Raw genomic sequence first — 19,445 nt, forward strand, 5'->3', positions numbered from 1 at the left:
GGTGTTCTTGTTTGCTTGTTTTCCTGAACGTTTTTTGTAAGCCGTTTTTTCTGTCTTTCCCATAATCGGCATGCCGTTTTTTCTTTGTACGAGTTCCGTTTGTTTCCCTTTCAGGCGTTCCTTAATCTGAAAATGTTGGTGGGATGATTTTCCGCTGCCTTTAAGTTTTCTAGGTTTCCGCCATCAGAAACGTATGTTTTCCTGTCGTGAACTGTATGTTTTCCCCGGCGGAAACCTACGTTTCCCGAGAGGGAGACATAGAAAATGCCGGGAGTCTCTGAAAAAAATGTGCCTGCGGTGTGAATATTCCGGGGCGTTATTTGTCATGCCGCCTGTGAAAATCACGGCTTTTATGATGGGCTGGCGATTCCGTTTCCTGCGTTTTCGGGCGTTTTTTTCGGTTTTTAGCTTTCGTGCAGGAAAGTTTCGAATAAGGTTTTTCCGTGTTTCCGCTGTTTTTTATGCCGATCCGGTGTGTATCTTCGCCTTTCCCCTTTTGCATTTATGCATATATGTGCGCACGTACGCGCCCGCGCGAAATACATAATGTAGGGCTGTTCCCGTCCGTTTCCGGAGTGGTCGGAAAAACATGTCCTTCAACACGTTCTTTTTCAGACGCTTATAAAAAACTTCAAAAAAATCTTCAAAAAAGAGTGTGACAAAAGTTGCAGGATCGGAAAAAGTGCGTACCTTTGCAACCGCTTTCGAGAGGGAGAGCCGCTGAGAATGACAGACTGGTGAAGAGAGGCAGACTTTCAAAGGCGCTGCACCCGAGTATCTTACCTTGCAAGACGGCAAGGGAGCGAGAAACGGATAAGCCCCGCGAGGTCCTCCCGAGAAACTTTTCCGAAAAAAAACTTCGGAAAAATTTGGAGGGAAAGAAAAAACGCCTTACCTTTGCAAACGCTTTCCCGCTGAAACGGGAGCACGAAAGAAAGATAGTTCTTTGAAAGACTTTAGATAAACAAACGAAGATGTAGTACAAGAAGTAGTCTTATATATAATGTATATATGGGATGAAACAAGAACCGTCAATAACCTGAAAAAGGATATAGAGAATCGGTTTCCTGAAACAGAGATTAAAAAAATACCCGCAAGGGTAAGAAAATATTTTACAATGAAGAGTTTGATCCTGGCTCAGGATGAACGCTAGCTACAGGCTTAACACATGCAAGTCGAGGGGCAGCATGAACTTAGCTTGCTAAGTTTGATGGCGACCGGCGCACGGGTGAGTAACGCGTATCCAACCTTCCGTACACTCAGGGATAGCCTTTCGAAAGAAAGATTAATACCTGATGGTATGATGAGATTGCATGGTAACATCATTAAAGATTCATCGGTGTACGATGGGGATGCGTTCCATTAGATAGTAGGCGGGGTAACGGCCCACCTAGTCGACGATGGATAGGGGTTCTGAGAGGAAGGTCCCCCACATTGGAACTGAGACACGGTCCAAACTCCTACGGGAGGCAGCAGTGAGGAATATTGGTCAATGGGCGCGAGCCTGAACCAGCCAAGTAGCGTGAAGGATGAAGGTCCTACGGATTGTAAACTTCTTTTATAAGGGAATAAAGTCACCCACGTGTGGGTGTTTGTATGTACCTTATGAATAAGCATCGGCTAACTCCGTGCCAGCAGCCGCGGTAATACGGAGGATGCGAGCGTTATCCGGATTTATTGGGTTTAAAGGGAGCGTAGACGGGTCGTTAAGTCAGCTGTGAAAGTTTGGGGCTCAACCTTAAAATTGCAGTTGATACTGGCGTCCTTGAGTACGGTTGAGGCAGGCGGAATTCGTGGTGTAGCGGTGAAATGCTTAGATATCACGAAGAACCCCGATTGCGAAGGCAGCCTGCTAAGCCGCGACTGACGTTGAGGCTCGAAAGTGTGGGTATCAAACAGGATTAGATACCCTGGTAGTCCACACGGTAAACGATGGATACTCGCTGTTGGCGATAGACTGTCAGCGGCTTAGCGAAAGCGTTAAGTATCCCACCTGGGGAGTACGCCGGCAACGGTGAAACTCAAAGGAATTGACGGGGGCCCGCACAAGCGGAGGAACATGTGGTTTAATTCGATGATACGCGAGGAACCTTACCCGGGCTTGAATTGCAGACGAATTGCTTGGAAACAGGCAAGCCGCAAGGCGTCTGTGAAGGTGCTGCATGGTTGTCGTCAGCTCGTGCCGTGAGGTGTCGGCTTAAGTGCCATAACGAGCGCAACCCTCGTGTCCAGTTACTAGCAGGCAAGCTGAGGACTCTGGACAGACTGCCATCGTAAGATGTGAGGAAGGTGGGGATGACGTCAAATCAGCACGGCCCTTACGTCCGGGGCTACACACGTGTTACAATGGGGGGTACAGAAGGCAGCTACCGGGCGACCGGATGCCAATCCCGAAAGCCTCTCTCAGTTCGGACTGGAGTCTGCAACCCGACTCCACGAAGCTGGATTCGCTAGTAATCGCGCATCAGCCACGGCGCGGTGAATACGTTCCCGGGCCTTGTACACACCGCCCGTCAAGCCATGAAAGCCGGGGGTACCTGAAGTGCGTAACCGCAAGGAGCGCCCTAGGGTAAAACTGGTAATTGGGGCTAAGTCGTAACAAGGTAGCCGTACCGGAAGGTGCGGCTGGAACACCTCCTTTCTGGAGAGGGACCGACGAAGGTTCTTGCCTTGTGCTGCAGATGAGTTTGTTTTTCGATATGAAGAGAGAAAGATGAAGCCGAGTCGGAACGGACGAGGTTGAACTGAAATCATCCAATTATTAATTATTCATTTTTAATTATTAATTGAAACAGTCCTATAGCTCAGTTGGTTAGAGCGCTACACTGATAATGTAGAGGTCGGCAGTTCAACTCTGCCTGGGACTACCTCGAAAGAAGGGAGCGAAAAAAACTTCCTTAAAATTTTGCAGGAACGAAGGAAAATGCTTACCTTTGCAGCCGCAAAAAAACGGGGGATTAGCTCAGCTGGCTAGAGCACCTGCTTTGCACGCAGGGGGTCAACGGTTCGAATCCGTTATTCTCCACAAGCAGTGAACTTTTAATTATTCATTATTAACTGTTCATTGAAAAAACGGTCTATGACATGATGTAACAAGCAAAAAGTAATTTTAGTACGAAAGCTAAAAGTATATATCATCCCGCACCCGTCGAAAGACGGAATGTGCACGTGATAAGGAAAGTAGGAAAGGGCGCATGGCGGATGCCTTGGCTCTCGGAGGCGATGAAGGACGTGATAAGCTGCGATAAGCCGCGGGGAGGTGCAAATAACCTTTGATCCGCGGATTTCCGAATGGGACAACCCAATATCTTGAAGAGATATTACCTTACTTAGTAAGGGGCTAACGCAGGGAACTGAAACATCTTAGTACCTGCAGGAAAAGAAAATAACAATGATTCCCCCAGTAGTGGCGAGCGAACGGGGAAGAGCCCAAACCTCAGATGTTACGGCATCTGAGGGGTTGTAGGACCGCGACATCGCAAGACATCTCGTGAATGGAACTGTTTGGAAAATCAGACCGAAGACGGTGAGAGTCCGGTACATGAAGCGAGAGGAAGCGTAGCGGTATCCTGAGTAGCGCGGGACACGAGGAATCCTGCGTGAATCCGCCGGGACCATCCGGCAAGGCTAAATACTCCCGAGAGACCGATAGTGGACCAGTACCGTGAGGGAAAGGTGAAAAGCACTTCGAACAGAAGAGTGAAAGAGTACCTGAAACCGTGCGCCTACAAGCGGTCGGAGCGCGCAAGCGTGACGGCGTGCCTTTTGCATAATGAACCTACGAGTTGCCGTGTCTGGCAAGGTTAAGGGGCACGAGTCCCGGAGCCGAAGCGAAAGCGAGTCTGAAGAGGGCGTCAAGTCAGATGCGGCAGACGCGAAACCAAGTGATCTACCCTTGGCCAGGATGAAGTCTGGGTAACACCAGATGGAGGTCCGCACCAATAAGCGTTGAAAAGCTTCTGGATGAGCTGAGGGTAGGGGTGAAAGGCTAATCAAACTTGGAGATAGCTCGTACTCCCCGAAATGCATTTAGGTGCAGCCTCGCGGGTTACTGATGTGAGGTAGAGCGACTGATTGGATGCGAGGGCTTCACCGCCTATCAAGTCCTGACAAACTCCGAATGCGCATCAGTTCTACCGCGGGAGTGAGGGCATGGGTGCTAAGGTCCGTGCCCGAGAGGAGAAGAATCCGGACTATCAGCTAAGGCCCCGAAATGACAGCTAAGTTAAACTAACGAAGTCTGATTGCTAAGACAGCTAGGATGTTGGCTTGGAAGCAGCCATTCATTTAAAGAGTGCGTAACAGCTCACTAGTCGAGGAATCGGGCGTGGATAATAATCGGGTATCAAGTTGTCTGCCGAAGCTATAGAACCAGCAATGGTTGGTAGGGGAGCATTCCATTCGGCGTCGAAGGCGTGGCGTGAGCCACTCTGGAGCGTATGGAAAAGCAAATGTAGGTATAAGTAACGATAAAGGGGGTGGGAAACCCCCTCGCCGAAAGACTAAGGTTTCCTGATCAACGCTAATCGGATCAGGGTAAGTCGGGTCCTAAGGCTCAGCCGAACGGCGAGGCCGATGGCAGAAACGGTTAATATTCCGTTACTACCTTTGAGGGTGACGTGGGGAAGCAGCAGTGACACCGCCGCCGGCTGACGGAATAGCCGGTTGAAGGGTGTAGGCGCCGATTTCCGCAGGCAAATCCACGGAAAGAGCCGAACCTGATAGTACGCCAACTCCTTCGGGAAGCGGTGATAGCGCGGGTAAGCAGACTGCCGAGAAAATCCGCTAAACATAACTTCAGAGGTACCCGTACCGCAAACGGACACACGTAGTCGGGTTGAATATACTAAGGCGCTTGAGTGAATCACGGTTAAGGAACTAGGCAAACTGACCCTGTAACTTCGGGATAAAGGGTCCCTACCCAGAAATGGGAGGGCGCAGAGAATAGGTCCAGGCAACTGTTTAACAAAAACACAGGGCTGTGCGAATATGAAAGTAGAGGTATACAGCCTGACACCTGCCCGGTGCTGGAAGGTTAAGAGGAGATGTCATCGCAAGAGAAGCATTGAATTGAAGCCCCAGTAAACGGCGGCCGTAACTATAACGGTCCTAAGGTAGCGAAATTCCTTGTCGGGTAAGTTCCGACCTGCACGAATGGTGTAATGATCCGGACGCTGTCTCAACCGTGAGCTCAGTGAAATTGTAGTATCGGTGAAGATGCCGATTACCCGCGATGGGACGAAAAGACCCCGTGAACCTTTACTATAGCTTAGCATTGAATTTGGGCACGCGATGTGTAGGATAGGTCGGAGGCTGAGAGACGGGCACGCCAGTGTTCGTGGAGCCGCTGTTGAAATACGACCCTTCGTTTGTTTGAGTTCTAACTCCGGGTTGGAGGACATTGCTTGGTGGGTAGTTTGACTGGGGTGGTCGCCTCCAAAAGCGTAACGGAGGCTTCTAAAGGTGCCCTCAGGACGATCGGTAACCGTCCGCAGAGTGTAATGGCATAAGGGCGCTTGACTGGGAGACAGACAGGTCGAGCAGGTAGGAAACTAGAGCATAGTGATCCGGTGTTTCCGTATGGAAGGGACATCGCTCAAAGGATAAAAGGTACTCCGGGGATAACAGGCTGATCCCTCCCAAGAGCTCATATCGACGGAGTGGTTTGGCACCTCGATGTCGGCTCGTCACATCCTGGGGCTGGAGAAGGTCCCAAGGGTTGGGCTGTTCGCCCATTAAAGTGGCACGCGAGCTGGGTTCAGAACGTCGTGAGACAGTTCGGTCTCTATCTATCGTGGGCGTATGAAATTTGCGTGGCTCTGACACTAGTACGAGAGGACCGTGTTGGACCGACCTCTGGTTTGCCGGTTGTGCCGCCAGGCGCATCGCCGGGTATCCAAGTCGGGATCGGATAAGCGCTGAAAGCATCTAAGTGCGAAGCCGGCCACAAGATTAGATTTCTCAGGGTCGTTGAAGACGACAACGTTGATAGGATGCAGGTGTAAAGCTGGAGACAGCAAAGCCGAGCATTACTAATTGCCCGTCAGCTTTCCTTATCCGCGCCGGGCGGATGGAACAGACATCGAAAGGATGATATATACGTTCAGCCGAGTGCTGAGATTGCTTGCTTGTAAGTCATGATGAAATATGATTGATAAGGAGAATGGATAGGTCATTAAGTTCATTATTCATTTTTCATTGTTAATTGAAAGGATATTAAGGTGACTATGGCGCGAAGGTTCCACCTCTTCCCATTCCGAACAGAGAAGTTAAGCTTCGCCACGCCGATGGTACTGCGTACAAGTGGGAGAGTAGGTAGTCGCCGTTTTACAGAGAGCCTCGAGATAGCAATATCTCGGGGCTTTTTTTTGTGCCCGTAAGGGAACGGGAAATAATACTTTTAAATAAATTGGCATGTGCTTTGGGGAAGTCGAATGAGAAAATCAGAATTTCTGTTTGTCCCAGCGGGTGGTTTTCGTATCTTTGGAAAATAGAATCAAAGCGAATATTCTTTTTAATTAATCAGATGAATATGAAAACACACATCTTTCATTTTTTGAGAGCCATTTGTCTCGGGGGATTGTTGAGTGCGTCCGCTTTCTGTGTACAAGCTGAGAATATAGTGTATGTTCCTACGCCGGAGAATTTGCAGGCGCGAAAAGAGTTTCAAGATAATAAGTTCGGCATCTTTCTGCATTGGGGAATTTACAGCATGTTCGGGCAAGGAGAATGGTACATGAATAACGATAATATCGATTGTCATGAATATGCGAAGGTGGCCTCTGGCTTTTATCCTTCCCGATTTGATGCGCATGAGTGGGTCGCGGCTATCAAGGCTTCTGGTGCCCGGTATATCTGCATTACTTCCCGTCATCATGACGGCTTTTCCATGTTTCATACAAAATATTCGGATTACAACGTGGTGGATGCGACACCTTTCAAACGGGATGTTATTAAGGAATTGGCTGAAGAGTGTCAGAAGCAGGGCATCAAGTTGCATCTATATTATTCCCATCTGGATTGGACACGAGAGGACTACTATCCTTTGGGAAGAACGGGACACGGAACTGGCCGTACTTCGCACGGGGAATGGGCTACTTATTATGAGTTCATGAATCATCAGTTGACGGAGTTACTGACCAATTATGGTCCGATTGGAGCAATTTGGTTTGACGGAATGTGGGATCAGCCTGACGGATTCGACTGGAAGCTGGATGAACAGTACGCATTGATTCATAAATTACAGCCGGCCTGCCTGATTGGCAACAATCATCATAAGGCACCTTATCCCGGAGAGGACTTCCAGATGTTCGAGCGAGACTTGCCCGGTGAGAATAAAGCGGGCTTCTCCGGTGAGTCTGTGGTAGGGCGATTGCCTTTGGAAACTTGTGAAACAATGAATGGTATGTGGGGATATCAGATAAAAGACCAGAATTACAAGTCAGTTACGGAATTGGTCCGTCTGTTAGTCCGTGCGGCAGGGAAAGGGGCCAATTTGCTGATGAACATTGGCCCACAGCCTAATGGAGAACTTCCGGCGGTGGCCGTTGAACGGCTGAGAGGGGTCGGAAAGTGGATGTCGGAAAACGGGGAAACCATCTATGGCACTGCAGCTGGAAACGTGATGACTGCCTCATGGGGCACGACTACCCGGAAGGGAAACATGCTTTACGTGCATCTGCTGACGGATGAAATGCCCCAGTTTGTGACGTTGCCTCTGACGGAGAAAGTTCTTTCTTCTAATGTATTTCATACCGGAGAGAAGGTGAAATGGGAAAAAATTCAAGGGGGCATTGTGTTACATACTGAAAATTTGGAGCCTTCTGTGGATTGTATTGTCGCGTTGAAATTAAAGGAATAATTATATTTGCAATAAAAAATAGAATGCCATGGTGATAAAAACAATTTTAGATACTGATTTATATAAGTTTACGACTTCATACGCCTATATCAAGCTCTTCCCGTACGCTATGGGAACCTTTACGTTCAAGGATAGAGACGACACGGAATATACGGAAGGTTTTCTGGAGGCGTTGAAGAATGAAATCCATAACCTGGAAATGGTGAAACTGGCACCGGAGGAACTGGAATATATGACTTCTCATTGTCGTTTCCTTCCGAGAGTGTATTGGGAATGGCTATCGTCTTTCCGTTTCGACCCCAATAAGATAGAAGTCTGGCTGGATGAGCAGCATCATCTGCAAATGTCCGTTACGGATTATTTATATAAGGTAACATTGTATGAAGTCCCCCTATTGGCTATCGTATCGGAGATTAAAAATCAGTTCCTGAACCGTATGCCGGACAAACAGGTTATTCTGGACAAGTTGGCGGGAAAGGTGGAACTGTCGAACGCCCATCAGATGCCTTTCTCTGAATTTGGTACACGGCGCCGTTTCTCATTTGACGTGCAGAAACTGGTGGTGGAGTACTTAAAGAAACATGCCCGTTATTGTACGGGAACTTCCAATTGTTATCTGGCCATGAAATATGGGATGCTGCCTATGGGAACGCATCCGCATGAATGGTTCATGTTTCATGGGGCACAGTTCGGTTACAAGCATGCCAATTACATGGCCCTGGAAAATTGGGTGAATGTGTACGATGGAGATTTGGGTACGGCCCTGTCGGATACCTATACTTCCGATTCGTTTTTGAGTAACTTCAGCCGGAAGCAGGCGAAGCTGTTTGACGGCGTACGCTGCGACTCCGGCAACGAATATGAGTTTATTGACCGTCTGATTGCCCGCTACAAGGAACTGGGGATTGACCCGACTACGAAAACCATTATTTTCAGTAATGCGCTCGACTTTGAAAAAGCGCTGAAGATATTCCAGTATTGCCAAGGTAAAATACGCTGTTCGTTCGGCATTGGTACCAATTTGACGAATGACACAGGTTATCAGCCTTCCAATATTGTCATGAAGCTGTCACGCTGCAAGATGACCATGAACCAGGAATGGCGTGAGTGCGTGAAGTTGTCGGACGATATGGGCAAACACATGGGGAGCATGACTGAGGTAGAAGCTTGTCTGCATGAGCTTCGTTTGCTTTCTGAATGATAGATTTATATCCTATCGCATTTGTTTGTGTGAATTTGTTGTTTAAATATTGAAAAAACTTTCTTTTTATTTTCTCATTTCAAAATATTGTATACCTTTGCAGCAACAAAAAAGAAACGAGTAAAAAGATTCTGAAAATGAACACTATGTTTTTACATATTTTGCTATGCGGTCTGATTAATCTGCTGGAAAGTCCGGTGGGAAGTGAGTCGCGTGCATATTGATGTAAAAATAAAATCATATAAAGCCTTTCTCACTTCCTTGTGCGAAAGGCTTTTTTTTAGGATTATAAGAAATAAAAAAGATACTATTATGAGTGACAGATTATTTATTTTTGATACTACGCTCCGCGACGGGGAGCAGGTACCGGGATGCCAGTTGAATACGGTTGAGAAGATTCAGGTTGCCAAACAGCTGGAAGCTTTGGGAGTAGATGTAATCGAGGCCGGATTTCCAATTTCAAGTCCGGGAGATTTCAATTCGGTAATTGAAATTTCCAAAGCCGTGACCTGGCCGACCATTTGTGCGTTGACACGTGCCGTACAGAAAGACATCGACGTGGCTGCCGAGGCGTTGCAGTATGCCAAACACAAACGTATTCATACGGGTATTGGTACCTCTGATTCGCATATCAAATATAAATTCAATTCTACTCGTGAAGAAATTATCGAACGGGCTGTCAGTGCGGTGAAATATGCGAAACGTTATGTAGAAGACGTGGAGTTTTATGCCGAAGATGCCGGACGTACGGAGAATGAATACCTCGCACGTGTGGTAGAAGCCGTTATCAAAGCAGGAGCTACAGTGGTAAACATTCCGGATACGACTGGTTATTGCTTGCCGGATGAATACGGCGCAAAAATCAAGTACCTGATGGAGCATGTGGACGGAATAGACAAAGCCATCATTTCTACCCACTGCCACAATGACTTGGGAATGGCTACGGCCAATACCATCAGTGGAGTGTTGAACGGAGCCCGTCAGGTGGAAGTGACTATCAACGGTATTGGAGAACGTGCCGGTAACACCTCACTGGAGGAAGTGGCCATGATTCTTCGCTGTCACCACGATATCCATATCGATACGAACATCAACACGCAGAAAATCTATCCTACCAGCCGCATGGTTTCCAGTTTGATGAACATGCCGGTGCAGCCCAATAAAGCCATTGTGGGACGTAATGCATTTGCCCATTCTTCCGGTATCCATCAGGATGGGGTGCTGAAGAATGCACAGACCTACGAAATCATCGACCCGAAAGATGTGGGTATCGATGACAATGCGATTGTATTGACGGCACGTAGCGGACGTGCGGCTTTGAAACATCGTCTGCATGTGTTGGGCGTAGAAATGACGCAGGAGAAATTGGACAAGGTGTATGAGGATTTCCTGAAACTGGCAGACAAGAAGAAAGATATTACGGATGACGATATTCTGGTATTGGCTGGAGCCGACCGCAATGTGAACCATCACATCAAACTGGAATACTTGCAGGTGACCAGTGGAGTAGGAGTCCGTTCCGTGGCCAGTCTGGGATTGAATATCAGTGGCGAACATTTTGAGGCAGCCGCTACGGGTAACGGACCGGTGGATGCAGCCATCAAGGCCGTGAAACAGATTATCAAGCGCCAGATGACCTTGAAGGAATTTACTATTCAGGCCATCAGCAAAGGTAGTGATGATGTCGGTAAGGTACACATGCAGGTGGAATACGACGGACAGATGTACTATGGTTTCGGAGCCAACACTGACATTATTGCCGCTTCGGTAGAGGCATACATCGATTGTATCAATAAATTCAGAAAATAATTAAACGAGATATTTTTATGGCTAATACGTTATTTGACAAGATATGGGATGCACATGTGGTGCAGAAGGTGGAAGACGGACCTACCCAATTGTATATAGACCGTCTGTATTGTCACGAGGTGACCAGTCCGCAGGCTTTTGCCGGTATGCGTGCCCGTGGATTGAAATGTTTCCGTCCGGAACGTATCTATTGTATGCCGGACCACAATACGCCGACGCACGACCAGGACAAACCGATTGAAGATCCGGTTTCAAAGGCACAGGTGGATGCGCTGGCCAAGAATGCAGCCGATTTCGGGTTGACGCATTTCGGAATGATGAACAAGAAGAACGGTATTATCCATGTGGTAGGTCCGGAACGTGGACTGACCCTTCCGGGCATGACCATTGTATGTGGTGACTCACATACTTCTACTCACGGTGCAATGGGAGCGGTTGCTTTCGGAATCGGTACCAGTGAGGTGGAAATGGTGATGGCTTCGCAGTGCATTCTTCAGGCTCGTCCGAAAACCATGCGTATCACGATTGACGGTAAGTTGGGAAAAGGTGTGACAGCCAAGGATGTAGCCTTGTACATGATGTCGAAGATGACGACCAGTGGTGCCACAGGTTACTTTGTGGAATATGCCGGTGAAGCCATCCGCAGCCTGACCATGGAAGGACGTCTCACCCTGTGCAACTTGTCTATCGAGATGGGGGCCCGCGGAGGAATGATTGCGCCGGACGAAGTGACCTTTGAATACATTAAAGGTCGCGAATATGCGCCGAAAGGAGCGGAATGGGACAAGGCATTGGCTTATTGGAAGACGTTGAAGAGCGATGACGATGCCGTGTTCGACAAAGAGGTTCGTTTTGATGCGGCAGATATCCAGCCGATGATTACTTATGGTACCAATCCGGGAATGGGTATGGCCATTACGGCTCATATCCCCACTACAGAAGGTATGAGTGACGTGGAAAAGGGTTCGTTTGAAAAGTCCTTGCATTACATGGGCTTCCAGCCGGGCGAGAGTCTGCTGGGCAAGAAAGTGGACTATGTGTTCTTGGGAGCTTGTACTAACGGACGTATTGAGGACTTCCGGGCCTTCGCTTCTATTGTGAAAGGACGTAAGAAAGCTGACCATATTACGGCGTGGCTGGTGCCGGGCTCGTGGATGGTGGATGAACAGATTCGGCAGGAAGGACTGGATAAAGTTCTGGAAGAAGCGGGCTTTGAAATCCGTCAGCCGGGATGCAGTGCCTGTCTGGCCATGAACGACGACAAGATTCCGGCAGGAAAGTATTCCGTGTCTACCAGCAACCGTAACTTTGAAGGACGTCAGGGACCAGGTTCCCGTACGTTGCTGGCTAGTCCGTTGACAGCGGCAGCCGCTGCCGTAACCGGTGTGATAACAGATCCGAGAACGTTAATGTAAAAAATGAGTGTCATGAAACAGAAATTCAATATCATAACAAGTACTTGTATTCCTTTGCCTTTGGAAAATGTGGATACGGACCAGATTATCCCGGCACGTTTTCTGAAAGCGACGACCCGTGATGAAAAGTTTTTTGGTGACAATTTGTTCCGCGACTGGCGTTACAATCCGGATGGTTCGTTGAACAAGGATTTTGTGTTGAACAATCCGAAGTACAGTGGACAGATTCTGGTGGCCGGAAAGAATTTCGGTAGTGGTTCCAGCCGTGAACATGCGGCGTGGGCGATTGCCGGTTATGGTTTCAGAGTGGTGGTGTCCAGCTTTTTTGCCGACATTCACAAGAACAATGAATTGAACAACTTCGTGCTTCCGGTGGTGGTAAGTGAGGGATTCTTGAAAGAATTGTTTGACTCGATTTATGCCGATCCGAAAACTGAAGTAGAAGTAAATCTGCCGGAGCAGACTATTACCAATAAAGCGACCGGTAAGTCTGAAAAGTTTGAAATCAATGCCTATAAGAAACATTGTCTGATGAACGGGCTGGATGACATTGACTTTTTGGTGGAAAACAAAGATAAGATAGAAGCCTTTGAAAAGGCACGTAACTAACCGGCGGAAGAATAGATTATGGATAATCATCCGAGAATAGAAATAATGGACACTACGTTGCGCGACGGTGAACAGACCAGTGGCGTATCGTTCGTGCCTCATGAGAAACTGATGATAGCCCGTCTGCTGCTGGAAGACCTGAAAGTGGACCGGATAGAGGTGGCTTCTGCCCGTGTGTCGGATGGTGAGTTCAACGCGGTAAAAATGATTTGTGACTGGGCGGCACGCCGTGGCCTGTTGCAGCGGGTGGAGGTGCTGGGCTTTGTGGATGGAACCGTTTCTGTGGACTGGATTCATCGTGCAGGATGCCGGGTCATCAATCTGTTGGCAAAAGGTTCGGAAAAGCATTGCCGCTATCAGTTGAAGAAGACGCTTGCGGAACATCTGTCTGATATTCATCAGGTGGTGGATTATGCTTTGGCGAATGATATGGATGTCAATTTGTATCTGGAAGACTGGAGTAACGGAATCAAGGACTCTCCTGAGTATGTGTTTGGGCTGATGGACGATTTGAAGGACAGTGGCATCAAGCGCTTTATGTTGCCGGATACACTGGGAATTCTCAATCCTTTGCAGGTGATTGAATACATGCGCAAGATGAAGAAGCGGTATCCCGACCTGCATTTCGATTTTCATGCCCATAATGATTATGATTTGGCCGTGAGCAATGTGCTGGCAGCTGTGCTGAGTGGGGTAAAAGGTTTGCATACCACCATCAACGGATTGGGCGAACGGGCAGGAAATGCTCCGTTGGCCAGTGTGCAGGCCATCTTGAAAGATCATTTTCATGCGATTACCCGCATTGACGAGAGCCGGCTGAACGATGTGAGCCGCGTGGTAGAGTCTTATTCCGGAGTGACGATTCCGGCAAACAAACCGATTGTGGGTGAAAGTGTCTTTACACAGGTGGCAGGCGTACATGCCGATGGAGACAATAAGAACAAGTTGTACTTCAACGATTTGCTCCCGGAGCGCTTCGGGCGTGTACGGGAATATGCCTTGGGAAAGAATTCCGGAAAAGCCAACATCCGCAAGAACCTGGAAAGCATGGGGCTTGAACTGGATGAAGAATCGATGAAGAAGGTGACCAACCGTATCATTGAGTTGGGCGACCGCAAGGAACAGGTCACCCCGGAAGATTTGCCGTATATCATCAGCGACGTGCTCAAGCACGACGGGATACAGAACAAGGTGAAATTGCTCAGTTATTTTGTCACTTTGGCTCAAGGGCTGAAACCGATGGCTACGTTGAGCATTGAGATTGATGGAAAGACTTATCAGGAAAGCTCTTCCGGCGACGGACAGTATGACGCTTTCGTGCGTGCGTTGCGTAAGATTTATAAGAATACGCTGGGCCGCAAGTTCCCGATGCTGGTGAATTATGCCGTTACCATTCCGCCGGGCGGACGGACCGATGCCTTTGTGCAGACCGTGATTACATGGAATTACGAGGATAAGGAGTTCCGTACCCGTGGATTTGATGCCGACCAGACGGAAGCAGCCATTAAGGCTACGATTAAAATGTTGAACTTGATAGAAGATTTAAATTAAACGTATCTGATTATGGATTTTAAAATAGCAGTATTAGCCGGTGACGGAATCGGACCGGAAATCTCTGTACAGGGAGTAGATGTAATGACGGCCGTTTGTGAAAAATTCGGCCACAAAGTAACTTATGAGTATGCGCTTTGCGGAGCTCACGCCATTGATGAAGTGGGCGATCCGTTCCCGGAAGAAACTTACCAGATTTGTAAGAATGCCGATGCGGTTCTGTTCTCGGCGGTAGGTGACCCGAAATTCGATAATGACCCTACGGCGAAAGTACGTCCGGAACAAGGTTTGCTGGCCATGCGTAAGAAATTGGGATTGTTTGCGAACATCCGTCCGGTACAGACCTTCAAGTGTCTGGTACACAAATCTCCGTTGAAAGCCGAACTGGTGGATGGAGCCGATTTCCTCTGCATCCGTGAATTGACAGGCGGTATGTACTTTGGCGAAAAATATCAGGACAACGACAAGGCATACGATACCAATATGTACACTCGTCCGGAGATTGAACGTATTTTGAAGGTTGGTTTTGAATATGCCATGAAACGTCGGAAACACCTGACGGTAGTAGATAAGGCCAATGTGTTGGCTTCTTCCCGTTTGTGGCGTCAGATTGCCCAAGAGATGGCTCCTCAGTATCCGGAAGTGACGACCGATTACATGTTCGTAGACAATGCCGCCATGAAGATGATTCAGGAACCGAAGTTCTTTGATGTTATGGTGACGGAAAATACATTCGGAGACATCCTGACCGATGAGGGCTCTGTCATCAGCGGTTCAATGGGCTTGCTTCCTTCTGCTTCTACCGGTGAGAGTACTCCGGTATTCGAACCGATTCATGGTTCTTGGCCACAGGCAAAGGGCTTGAACATCGCCAACCCGTTGGCACAGATTCTGTCGGTTGCCATGTTGTTTGAATATTTCAACTGCAAGGAAGAAGGAGCGCTTGTCCGTCGGGCAGTAGATGCTTCATTGGATGCCAACGTGCGTACACCGGAAATTCAAGTGGAAGGCGGAGCCAAATACGGTACGAAAGAAGTGGGTGCCTGGATTGTAGATTACATCAAGAAGGCCTGATTAGATTGAGCCGAAAAGAAATAGAAAGAGGGATTTTCCGCGTGGAAGCTCCCTCTTTTTGTTTTAGAATTTTTTGACCCGGATATGGCAATAGGGCTCTCCGCCGGTCTTGTCATAATAATGTTGGTGATATTCTTCTGCGGGCCAGAAGGTGGTGGCAGGAGTCAGCAGGGTGTGTACTTCATAGCCTTTGTCTTTCAAAATCTGAATGACTTTTTCGGCCTGTTGCTTCTGTTCTTCGTTCAGGTAGAAAATTTCACTGCGGTATTGCGGGCCGATATCCGGACCTTGTCCGTCGGTCTGTGCCGGGTCGTGTATCTCAAAAAACAATTTGCATAAGTCGGTATAAGTGGTCTGTGCGGCATCGTATTCCACAAGCACCGCTTCCGCATGTCCGGTAGTATGGGCTTTTACTTCCGGGTAAGTGGGGTTTTCCTTGTGTCCTCCTGTATATCCTACGGTAGTACGTATCACTCCTGCGGCACGTTCCATCTGGTGCTGGACACCCCAGAAGCATCCACAGGCAAAAATCGCTTTTTCGGTTTTCATAATTTTCTTGCTTTTATGTATAAATGATTGTTCAAACTTACAAAAAAATATTGTAATGTCTTCGTGTTCGATTTATAAATACTACCTTCGCATCAATTCAAAGAAATAAGGAATGAAATATTTAGTCTTGATTTTGTGTAGTATATTCTCTTCTGTGTGTGTCTTGCAGGCACAGTCGTATAATGAAATCGTTGAGCAGGCTATGGAGTGTGTGAAAAAGGACAGCCTGGTACAGGCCGAACAGCTTTTTCGGAAAGCATTGAAACTTGAACCGAACAATGCACGGAATGCTTTGCTTTTTTCCAATTTGGGAACTGTGCAGAAACGTTTGGGAAAGACGGATGAGGCCATTGAATCGTACACGCTGGCGTTGAACATCATTCCGTATTCTACAGCCATGTTGCTGAACCGGGCAGCTCTTTATTTGGAAAAGGATTTGCTTCAGAAAGCGTATCTGGATTATTGCAACGTGATTGATCTTGTGCCGAAGAATCAGGAAGCTCGTCTGTTTCGGGCCTATATCTATATGCAACGGCGTGAATACAAGGAAGCGCGCGTAGACTATAATGTGGTGCTGGAACAGGATGTGAAGAATAAAACGGCCCGTATCGGCCTGGCCATGCTGGACGAGAAGGAAGGACGCTTTCAGTCGGCCATGGATGCCATGAACCGCCTGGTGTCTGATTATCCGCAGGATGTCTCGGTGTGGAAGATGCGTGCGAATATGGAATGGGAGCACGGACAATTGGATGCGGCTTTATATGACTTGGATGAGGTGCTGAAATTAGATGCTCGGGATGCAGCTTCGTATGTAATGAAAGGAGACATTTACTTGGAGCTGAAAAGAAAGTCGGAGGCTCGTGACGCTTACGAAAAAGCCATAACTTTGGGGGTATCACGTGCGGAATTGCTGGAAAAATTAAAACAGTGCAAATGACTTTCTAAAAATATGTTCGTTTTTGTTTGTACTTTTTAAAAAGATTTTGCTATCTTTGCATAAAATCGTGTAACAATGCAAATTCGTTCGGTCATAAAATTAGGAGTTATACTTTCCGTGGTACTGTTTTGTATCGGGATTGCCTTCTATGGTTTTGCTCGTTTGAGTATGGCCGACAAGGAACACCAGATTGATGTTTTCGATTTTGTACCTCAGGATTGTGCAGGAGTTCTTGAGACCGATAATATCGATAATTTTATGCACGCCTTTTCGCAGGTGGCCTATTCCTCTCAGTTGGACACGCTGCATCGTTCCGGCTTGATTAATGATCTCTTGTCCGATTTGAACGAGTATTCTTCTGTGGCTGCACACGGCCTTTCATATCAGATGCATTATGTGGTGATGAGTTTCCATCGTCCTCATACGGCCATGGATGTGGTAGCTTATTTCCGTACGGGGAAAGAAGGGAAACATCAGTTGATTGAGGCGGTACAAAGTCGGTATGGAGTAGGTTTTGCACCGAAGAAGGAAGTTTATCGTGGAAAGAAAATAGAAATATATCCTCTTAGTTCTACAAAATATCTGTCAGTTTATACGACCGACGGATTGGTAGTGGTGAGCTATCAGAAGAAGTTGATTGAAGAGGTAATCGATGCGGTGAAGGATAATAAATCACTTCACGATGATTCCGTATTTGCTTCCATACATCATCCACAACCTGCCAATTTCATTACTATTTACGGGCGTACGACATCCATCCCATTTTTAGGAAAGAAAGCTTGCCACAGCTGGAGTGAGTATGATATTCACTTGAACAGCGAGGTATTTTATTTGAGTGGGCAGATGTATGAGTCGGCAGACTGCCAGCAGCGTACCATCGAGGCGGTGCGTGCGATTCCTACGGTTTGCGAACCGGACAGTTTGCTTATTGTGTCAGGACATAATAAGGTGGATTCGTGTGTGGCACAGATAGCGGCGTCTCCTTCCCATTCATTGTTCGATGAATGTGTATCCAATTTGTCACGGGATGCTTCTTATATTATGGTGACAGATATGGAAAAGGTGATGGAGGCCCCTGAAAAATATGCTTCTTATCTTCCGCCGTTTATGCTTCGGCATGCCGATTTGTTCCGTTCCTTTATTTTGTCTGTACAGCTTACGGAAGTGGACAATCGGTTGTCACATATCTTTGTCTTTACTTACAAAGACTAAACCTTCTTTTTTATCTGAGTTTGTTTCTTTCAAAATGAGGACCTGCCTTGAAATGAAAATACAGCAGGGAAACTACAGTCAATGAGGCACCAAACAGGTAGGCTATTTTGAACGTGGCTATTTCTGCAATGTATCCTCCGGTCAACATCCCGATTCCCAAACCGACGTCCCATGAGGTCAGATAGGTGCTGGTGGCAGTTCCTCGCTGGTTGTTGGGAGCAAGATTTACAAACAAGGTGTTGTAAGCCGGGAACATGGTTCCGAATCCGATACCCAGCAGCAATGAAATCAGGAAGAAAATGATTGTCGTTATTTTCAGGCTGCATTCTACGAGCCATCCGCAGGCTGTCAAAGCGAAATAGCAGGCACTGACCAGGTATAATCCTGCGGCGATGACTTGGGTTACCAGTCCTTTGTCTACCAGTCTTCCACTAAATAACCGGCTGACAGCCATTCCTACCGCCATGAGAGTGAAAAAGAACCCCGTTTCTGCAGTAATGCCAATTTCTTGTGCATACATGGCTACGTAGTTGGTAGTCATTCCATAAGGAATGGAGAGCAGCAGCAGACTGAGACCAGCAGGAAGTCCTTTGAGTAAGATAAAACGGTCGAGTGAAATGGGAGCACGTTTAACGGGAGCTTTGTAGGGAGTGCGTACGATACAGGCAGCAATGAAGCCTAAGACGCACGAGCCGAGTGCATACGAAAAGATAGTGGTGTAAGAAGCCCCTCCACTGTGCAGAAACAAACCGAACATCGGCCCAATGGACATCGCGATATTGTTGGTCAGTCCGTAGTAACCTAATCCTTCTCCTCGTCGGGAAGACGGCATGATGTCGATGACCAGGGTGTTACCGCCTACGGTAACCATTCCGAAGGAAAAACCGTGGACGACACGGAAAATGATAAACAAGGTCAATACGGTGGCAGTCATGTATCCGGCAAAAATCAGCGTAAAGATGAAGTAGGCCAGCAGGTATAAAGGTTTGCGGGCAAACGTGTCCAGAAAATAACCGGAAAACGGACGGATGCACAAGGAAGAAACCGTATAGCAGGAAAGGACGATTCCGATGGTAGTGTGTGATGTATGGAATACTTCCGACAGATAGAACGGAAGAATCGGCGTCAGTAGCCAGAATCCGAAATAGAGTAGAAAATTAGCTGCCAGGATGGCGCAGAAACTCGGTGTGACCAGTTTATCTTTTGGCATATTCGGAGGAGAATAAT

General features: G+C 47.6%; 11 protein-coding genes, 2 tRNA genes and 3 rRNA genes. 14 read left to right on the top strand and 2 right to left on the bottom strand.

What is annotated here, in order from left to right; genetic code table 11:
* The first annotated feature begins 1,114 nt into the window (after positions 1–1,114).
* The 12 genes from OIM59_RS01450 (at position 1,115) to leuB (ending at position 15,520) form a co-directional block, all read left to right on the top strand.
* Positions 1,115–2,641 (top strand): 16S ribosomal RNA (locus OIM59_RS01450).
* 152 nt (positions 2,642–2,793) lie between these two features.
* Positions 2,794–2,867 (top strand) — tRNA-Ile (locus OIM59_RS01455).
* A gap of 84 nt (positions 2,868–2,951) precedes the next feature.
* Positions 2,952–3,025, top strand: a tRNA-Ala gene (locus OIM59_RS01460).
* Between the two features lie 149 nt (positions 3,026–3,174).
* Positions 3,175–6,056, top strand: a 23S ribosomal RNA gene (locus OIM59_RS01465).
* A gap of 161 nt (positions 6,057–6,217) precedes the next feature.
* Positions 6,218–6,328: ribosomal RNA gene (gene rrf, locus OIM59_RS01470) — 5S ribosomal RNA — on the top strand.
* Together the 16S, 23S and 5S rRNA genes with 2 tRNA genes alongside form the textbook arrangement of a ribosomal RNA operon.
* Positions 6,329–6,532: 204 nt before the next feature.
* Positions 6,533–7,861 carry an alpha-L-fucosidase gene (locus OIM59_RS01475; RefSeq protein WP_299174389.1) on the top strand — a complete coding sequence of 443 codons (1,329 nt, stop codon included), beginning with the start codon at positions 6,533–6,535 and terminating at the stop codon, positions 7,859–7,861.
* A 28-nt stretch (positions 7,862–7,889) separates the two neighbouring features.
* A complete protein-coding gene (pncB, locus tag OIM59_RS01480; protein WP_148330472.1) occupies positions 7,890–9,062 on the top strand; it encodes a nicotinate phosphoribosyltransferase in 1,173 nt (390 codons plus the stop codon).
* A gap of 312 nt (positions 9,063–9,374) precedes the next feature.
* Complete coding sequence (locus OIM59_RS01485; RefSeq protein ID WP_022354344.1) at positions 9,375–10,871, top strand: 2-isopropylmalate synthase; 1,497 nt, start codon at positions 9,375–9,377, stop codon at positions 10,869–10,871.
* A gap of 17 nt (positions 10,872–10,888) precedes the next feature.
* Entirely contained in the window at positions 10,889–12,286 is a 1,398-nt protein-coding gene (leuC, locus tag OIM59_RS01490) for a 3-isopropylmalate dehydratase large subunit (RefSeq protein ID WP_148330476.1), read from the top strand.
* Between the two features lie 12 nt (positions 12,287–12,298).
* On the top strand, positions 12,299–12,895 hold the full coding sequence (gene leuD / locus OIM59_RS01495; RefSeq protein ID WP_022354342.1) for a 3-isopropylmalate dehydratase small subunit: 597 nt from the start codon (positions 12,299–12,301) through the stop codon (positions 12,893–12,895).
* Positions 12,896–12,913: 18 nt separating this feature from the next.
* Entirely contained in the window at positions 12,914–14,446 is a 1,533-nt protein-coding gene (locus tag OIM59_RS01500; protein WP_299174380.1) for an alpha-isopropylmalate synthase regulatory domain-containing protein, read from the top strand.
* Positions 14,447–14,458: 12 nt separating this feature from the next.
* A complete protein-coding gene (gene leuB, locus OIM59_RS01505) occupies positions 14,459–15,520 on the top strand; it encodes a 3-isopropylmalate dehydrogenase (protein WP_299174377.1) in 1,062 nt (353 codons plus the stop codon).
* Between the two features lie 63 nt (positions 15,521–15,583).
* Here the strand turns inward: leuB and msrA are convergent, their stop codons facing one another.
* Positions 15,584–16,069 carry a peptide-methionine (S)-S-oxide reductase MsrA gene (msrA, locus tag OIM59_RS01510; protein ID WP_299174374.1) on the bottom strand — a complete coding sequence of 162 codons (486 nt, stop codon included), beginning with the start codon at positions 16,067–16,069 and terminating at the stop codon, positions 15,584–15,586.
* Positions 16,070–16,181: 112 nt separating this feature from the next.
* Here msrA and OIM59_RS01515 point away from each other — a divergent pair, with 112 nt between their 5' ends.
* Together OIM59_RS01515 and OIM59_RS01520 are read left to right on the top strand one after the other, a co-directional pair.
* Entirely contained in the window at positions 16,182–17,006 is an 825-nt protein-coding gene (locus tag OIM59_RS01515) for a lipopolysaccharide assembly protein LapB (protein ID WP_299174371.1), read from the top strand.
* 75 nt (positions 17,007–17,081) lie between these two features.
* Positions 17,082–18,218, top strand: coding sequence for a hypothetical protein (locus OIM59_RS01520; RefSeq protein ID WP_299174368.1), 1,137 nt, complete (start codon positions 17,082–17,084; stop codon positions 18,216–18,218).
* Positions 18,219–18,228: 10 nt separating this feature from the next.
* On the opposite strand, the gene OIM59_RS01525 is transcribed toward OIM59_RS01520, so the two are convergent.
* Complete coding sequence (locus OIM59_RS01525) at positions 18,229–19,428, bottom strand: MFS transporter (protein WP_299174366.1); 1,200 nt, start codon at positions 19,426–19,428, stop codon at positions 18,229–18,231.
* Between the last annotated feature and the right edge of the window lie 17 nt (positions 19,429–19,445).

It is taken from the genome of Bacteroides mediterraneensis, from assembly GCF_025993685.1.
In the GTDB taxonomy this organism is placed as follows: Bacteria; Bacteroidota; Bacteroidia; order Bacteroidales; family Bacteroidaceae; genus Phocaeicola; species Phocaeicola mediterraneensis_A.

Excerpts from the sequence above, each read along its gene's own strand:
- OIM59_RS01485 (WP_022354344.1), top strand. The coding sequence starts at position 9,375 with ATGAGTGACAGATTATTTATTTTTGATACTACGCTCCGCGACGGGGAG.
- OIM59_RS01475 (WP_299174389.1), top strand. The coding sequence starts at position 6,533 with ATGAAAACACACATCTTTCATTTTTTGAGAGCCATTTGTCTCGGGGGA.
- msrA (WP_299174374.1), bottom strand. The coding sequence starts at position 16,069 with ATGAAAACCGAAAAAGCGATTTTTGCCTGTGGATGCTTCTGGGGTGTC.
- OIM59_RS01500 (WP_299174380.1), top strand. The coding sequence starts at position 12,914 with ATGGATAATCATCCGAGAATAGAAATAATGGACACTACGTTGCGCGAC.
- leuB (WP_299174377.1), top strand. The coding sequence starts at position 14,459 with ATGGATTTTAAAATAGCAGTATTAGCCGGTGACGGAATCGGACCGGAA.
- pncB (WP_148330472.1), top strand. The coding sequence starts at position 7,890 with ATGGTGATAAAAACAATTTTAGATACTGATTTATATAAGTTTACGACT.
- leuD (WP_022354342.1), top strand. The coding sequence starts at position 12,299 with ATGAAACAGAAATTCAATATCATAACAAGTACTTGTATTCCTTTGCCT.
- leuC (WP_148330476.1), top strand. The coding sequence starts at position 10,889 with ATGGCTAATACGTTATTTGACAAGATATGGGATGCACATGTGGTGCAG.
- OIM59_RS01515 (WP_299174371.1), top strand. The coding sequence starts at position 16,182 with ATGAAATATTTAGTCTTGATTTTGTGTAGTATATTCTCTTCTGTGTGT.
- OIM59_RS01525 (WP_299174366.1), bottom strand. The coding sequence starts at position 19,428 with ATGCCAAAAGATAAACTGGTCACACCGAGTTTCTGCGCCATCCTGGCA.
- OIM59_RS01520 (WP_299174368.1), top strand. The coding sequence starts at position 17,082 with ATGCAAATTCGTTCGGTCATAAAATTAGGAGTTATACTTTCCGTGGTA.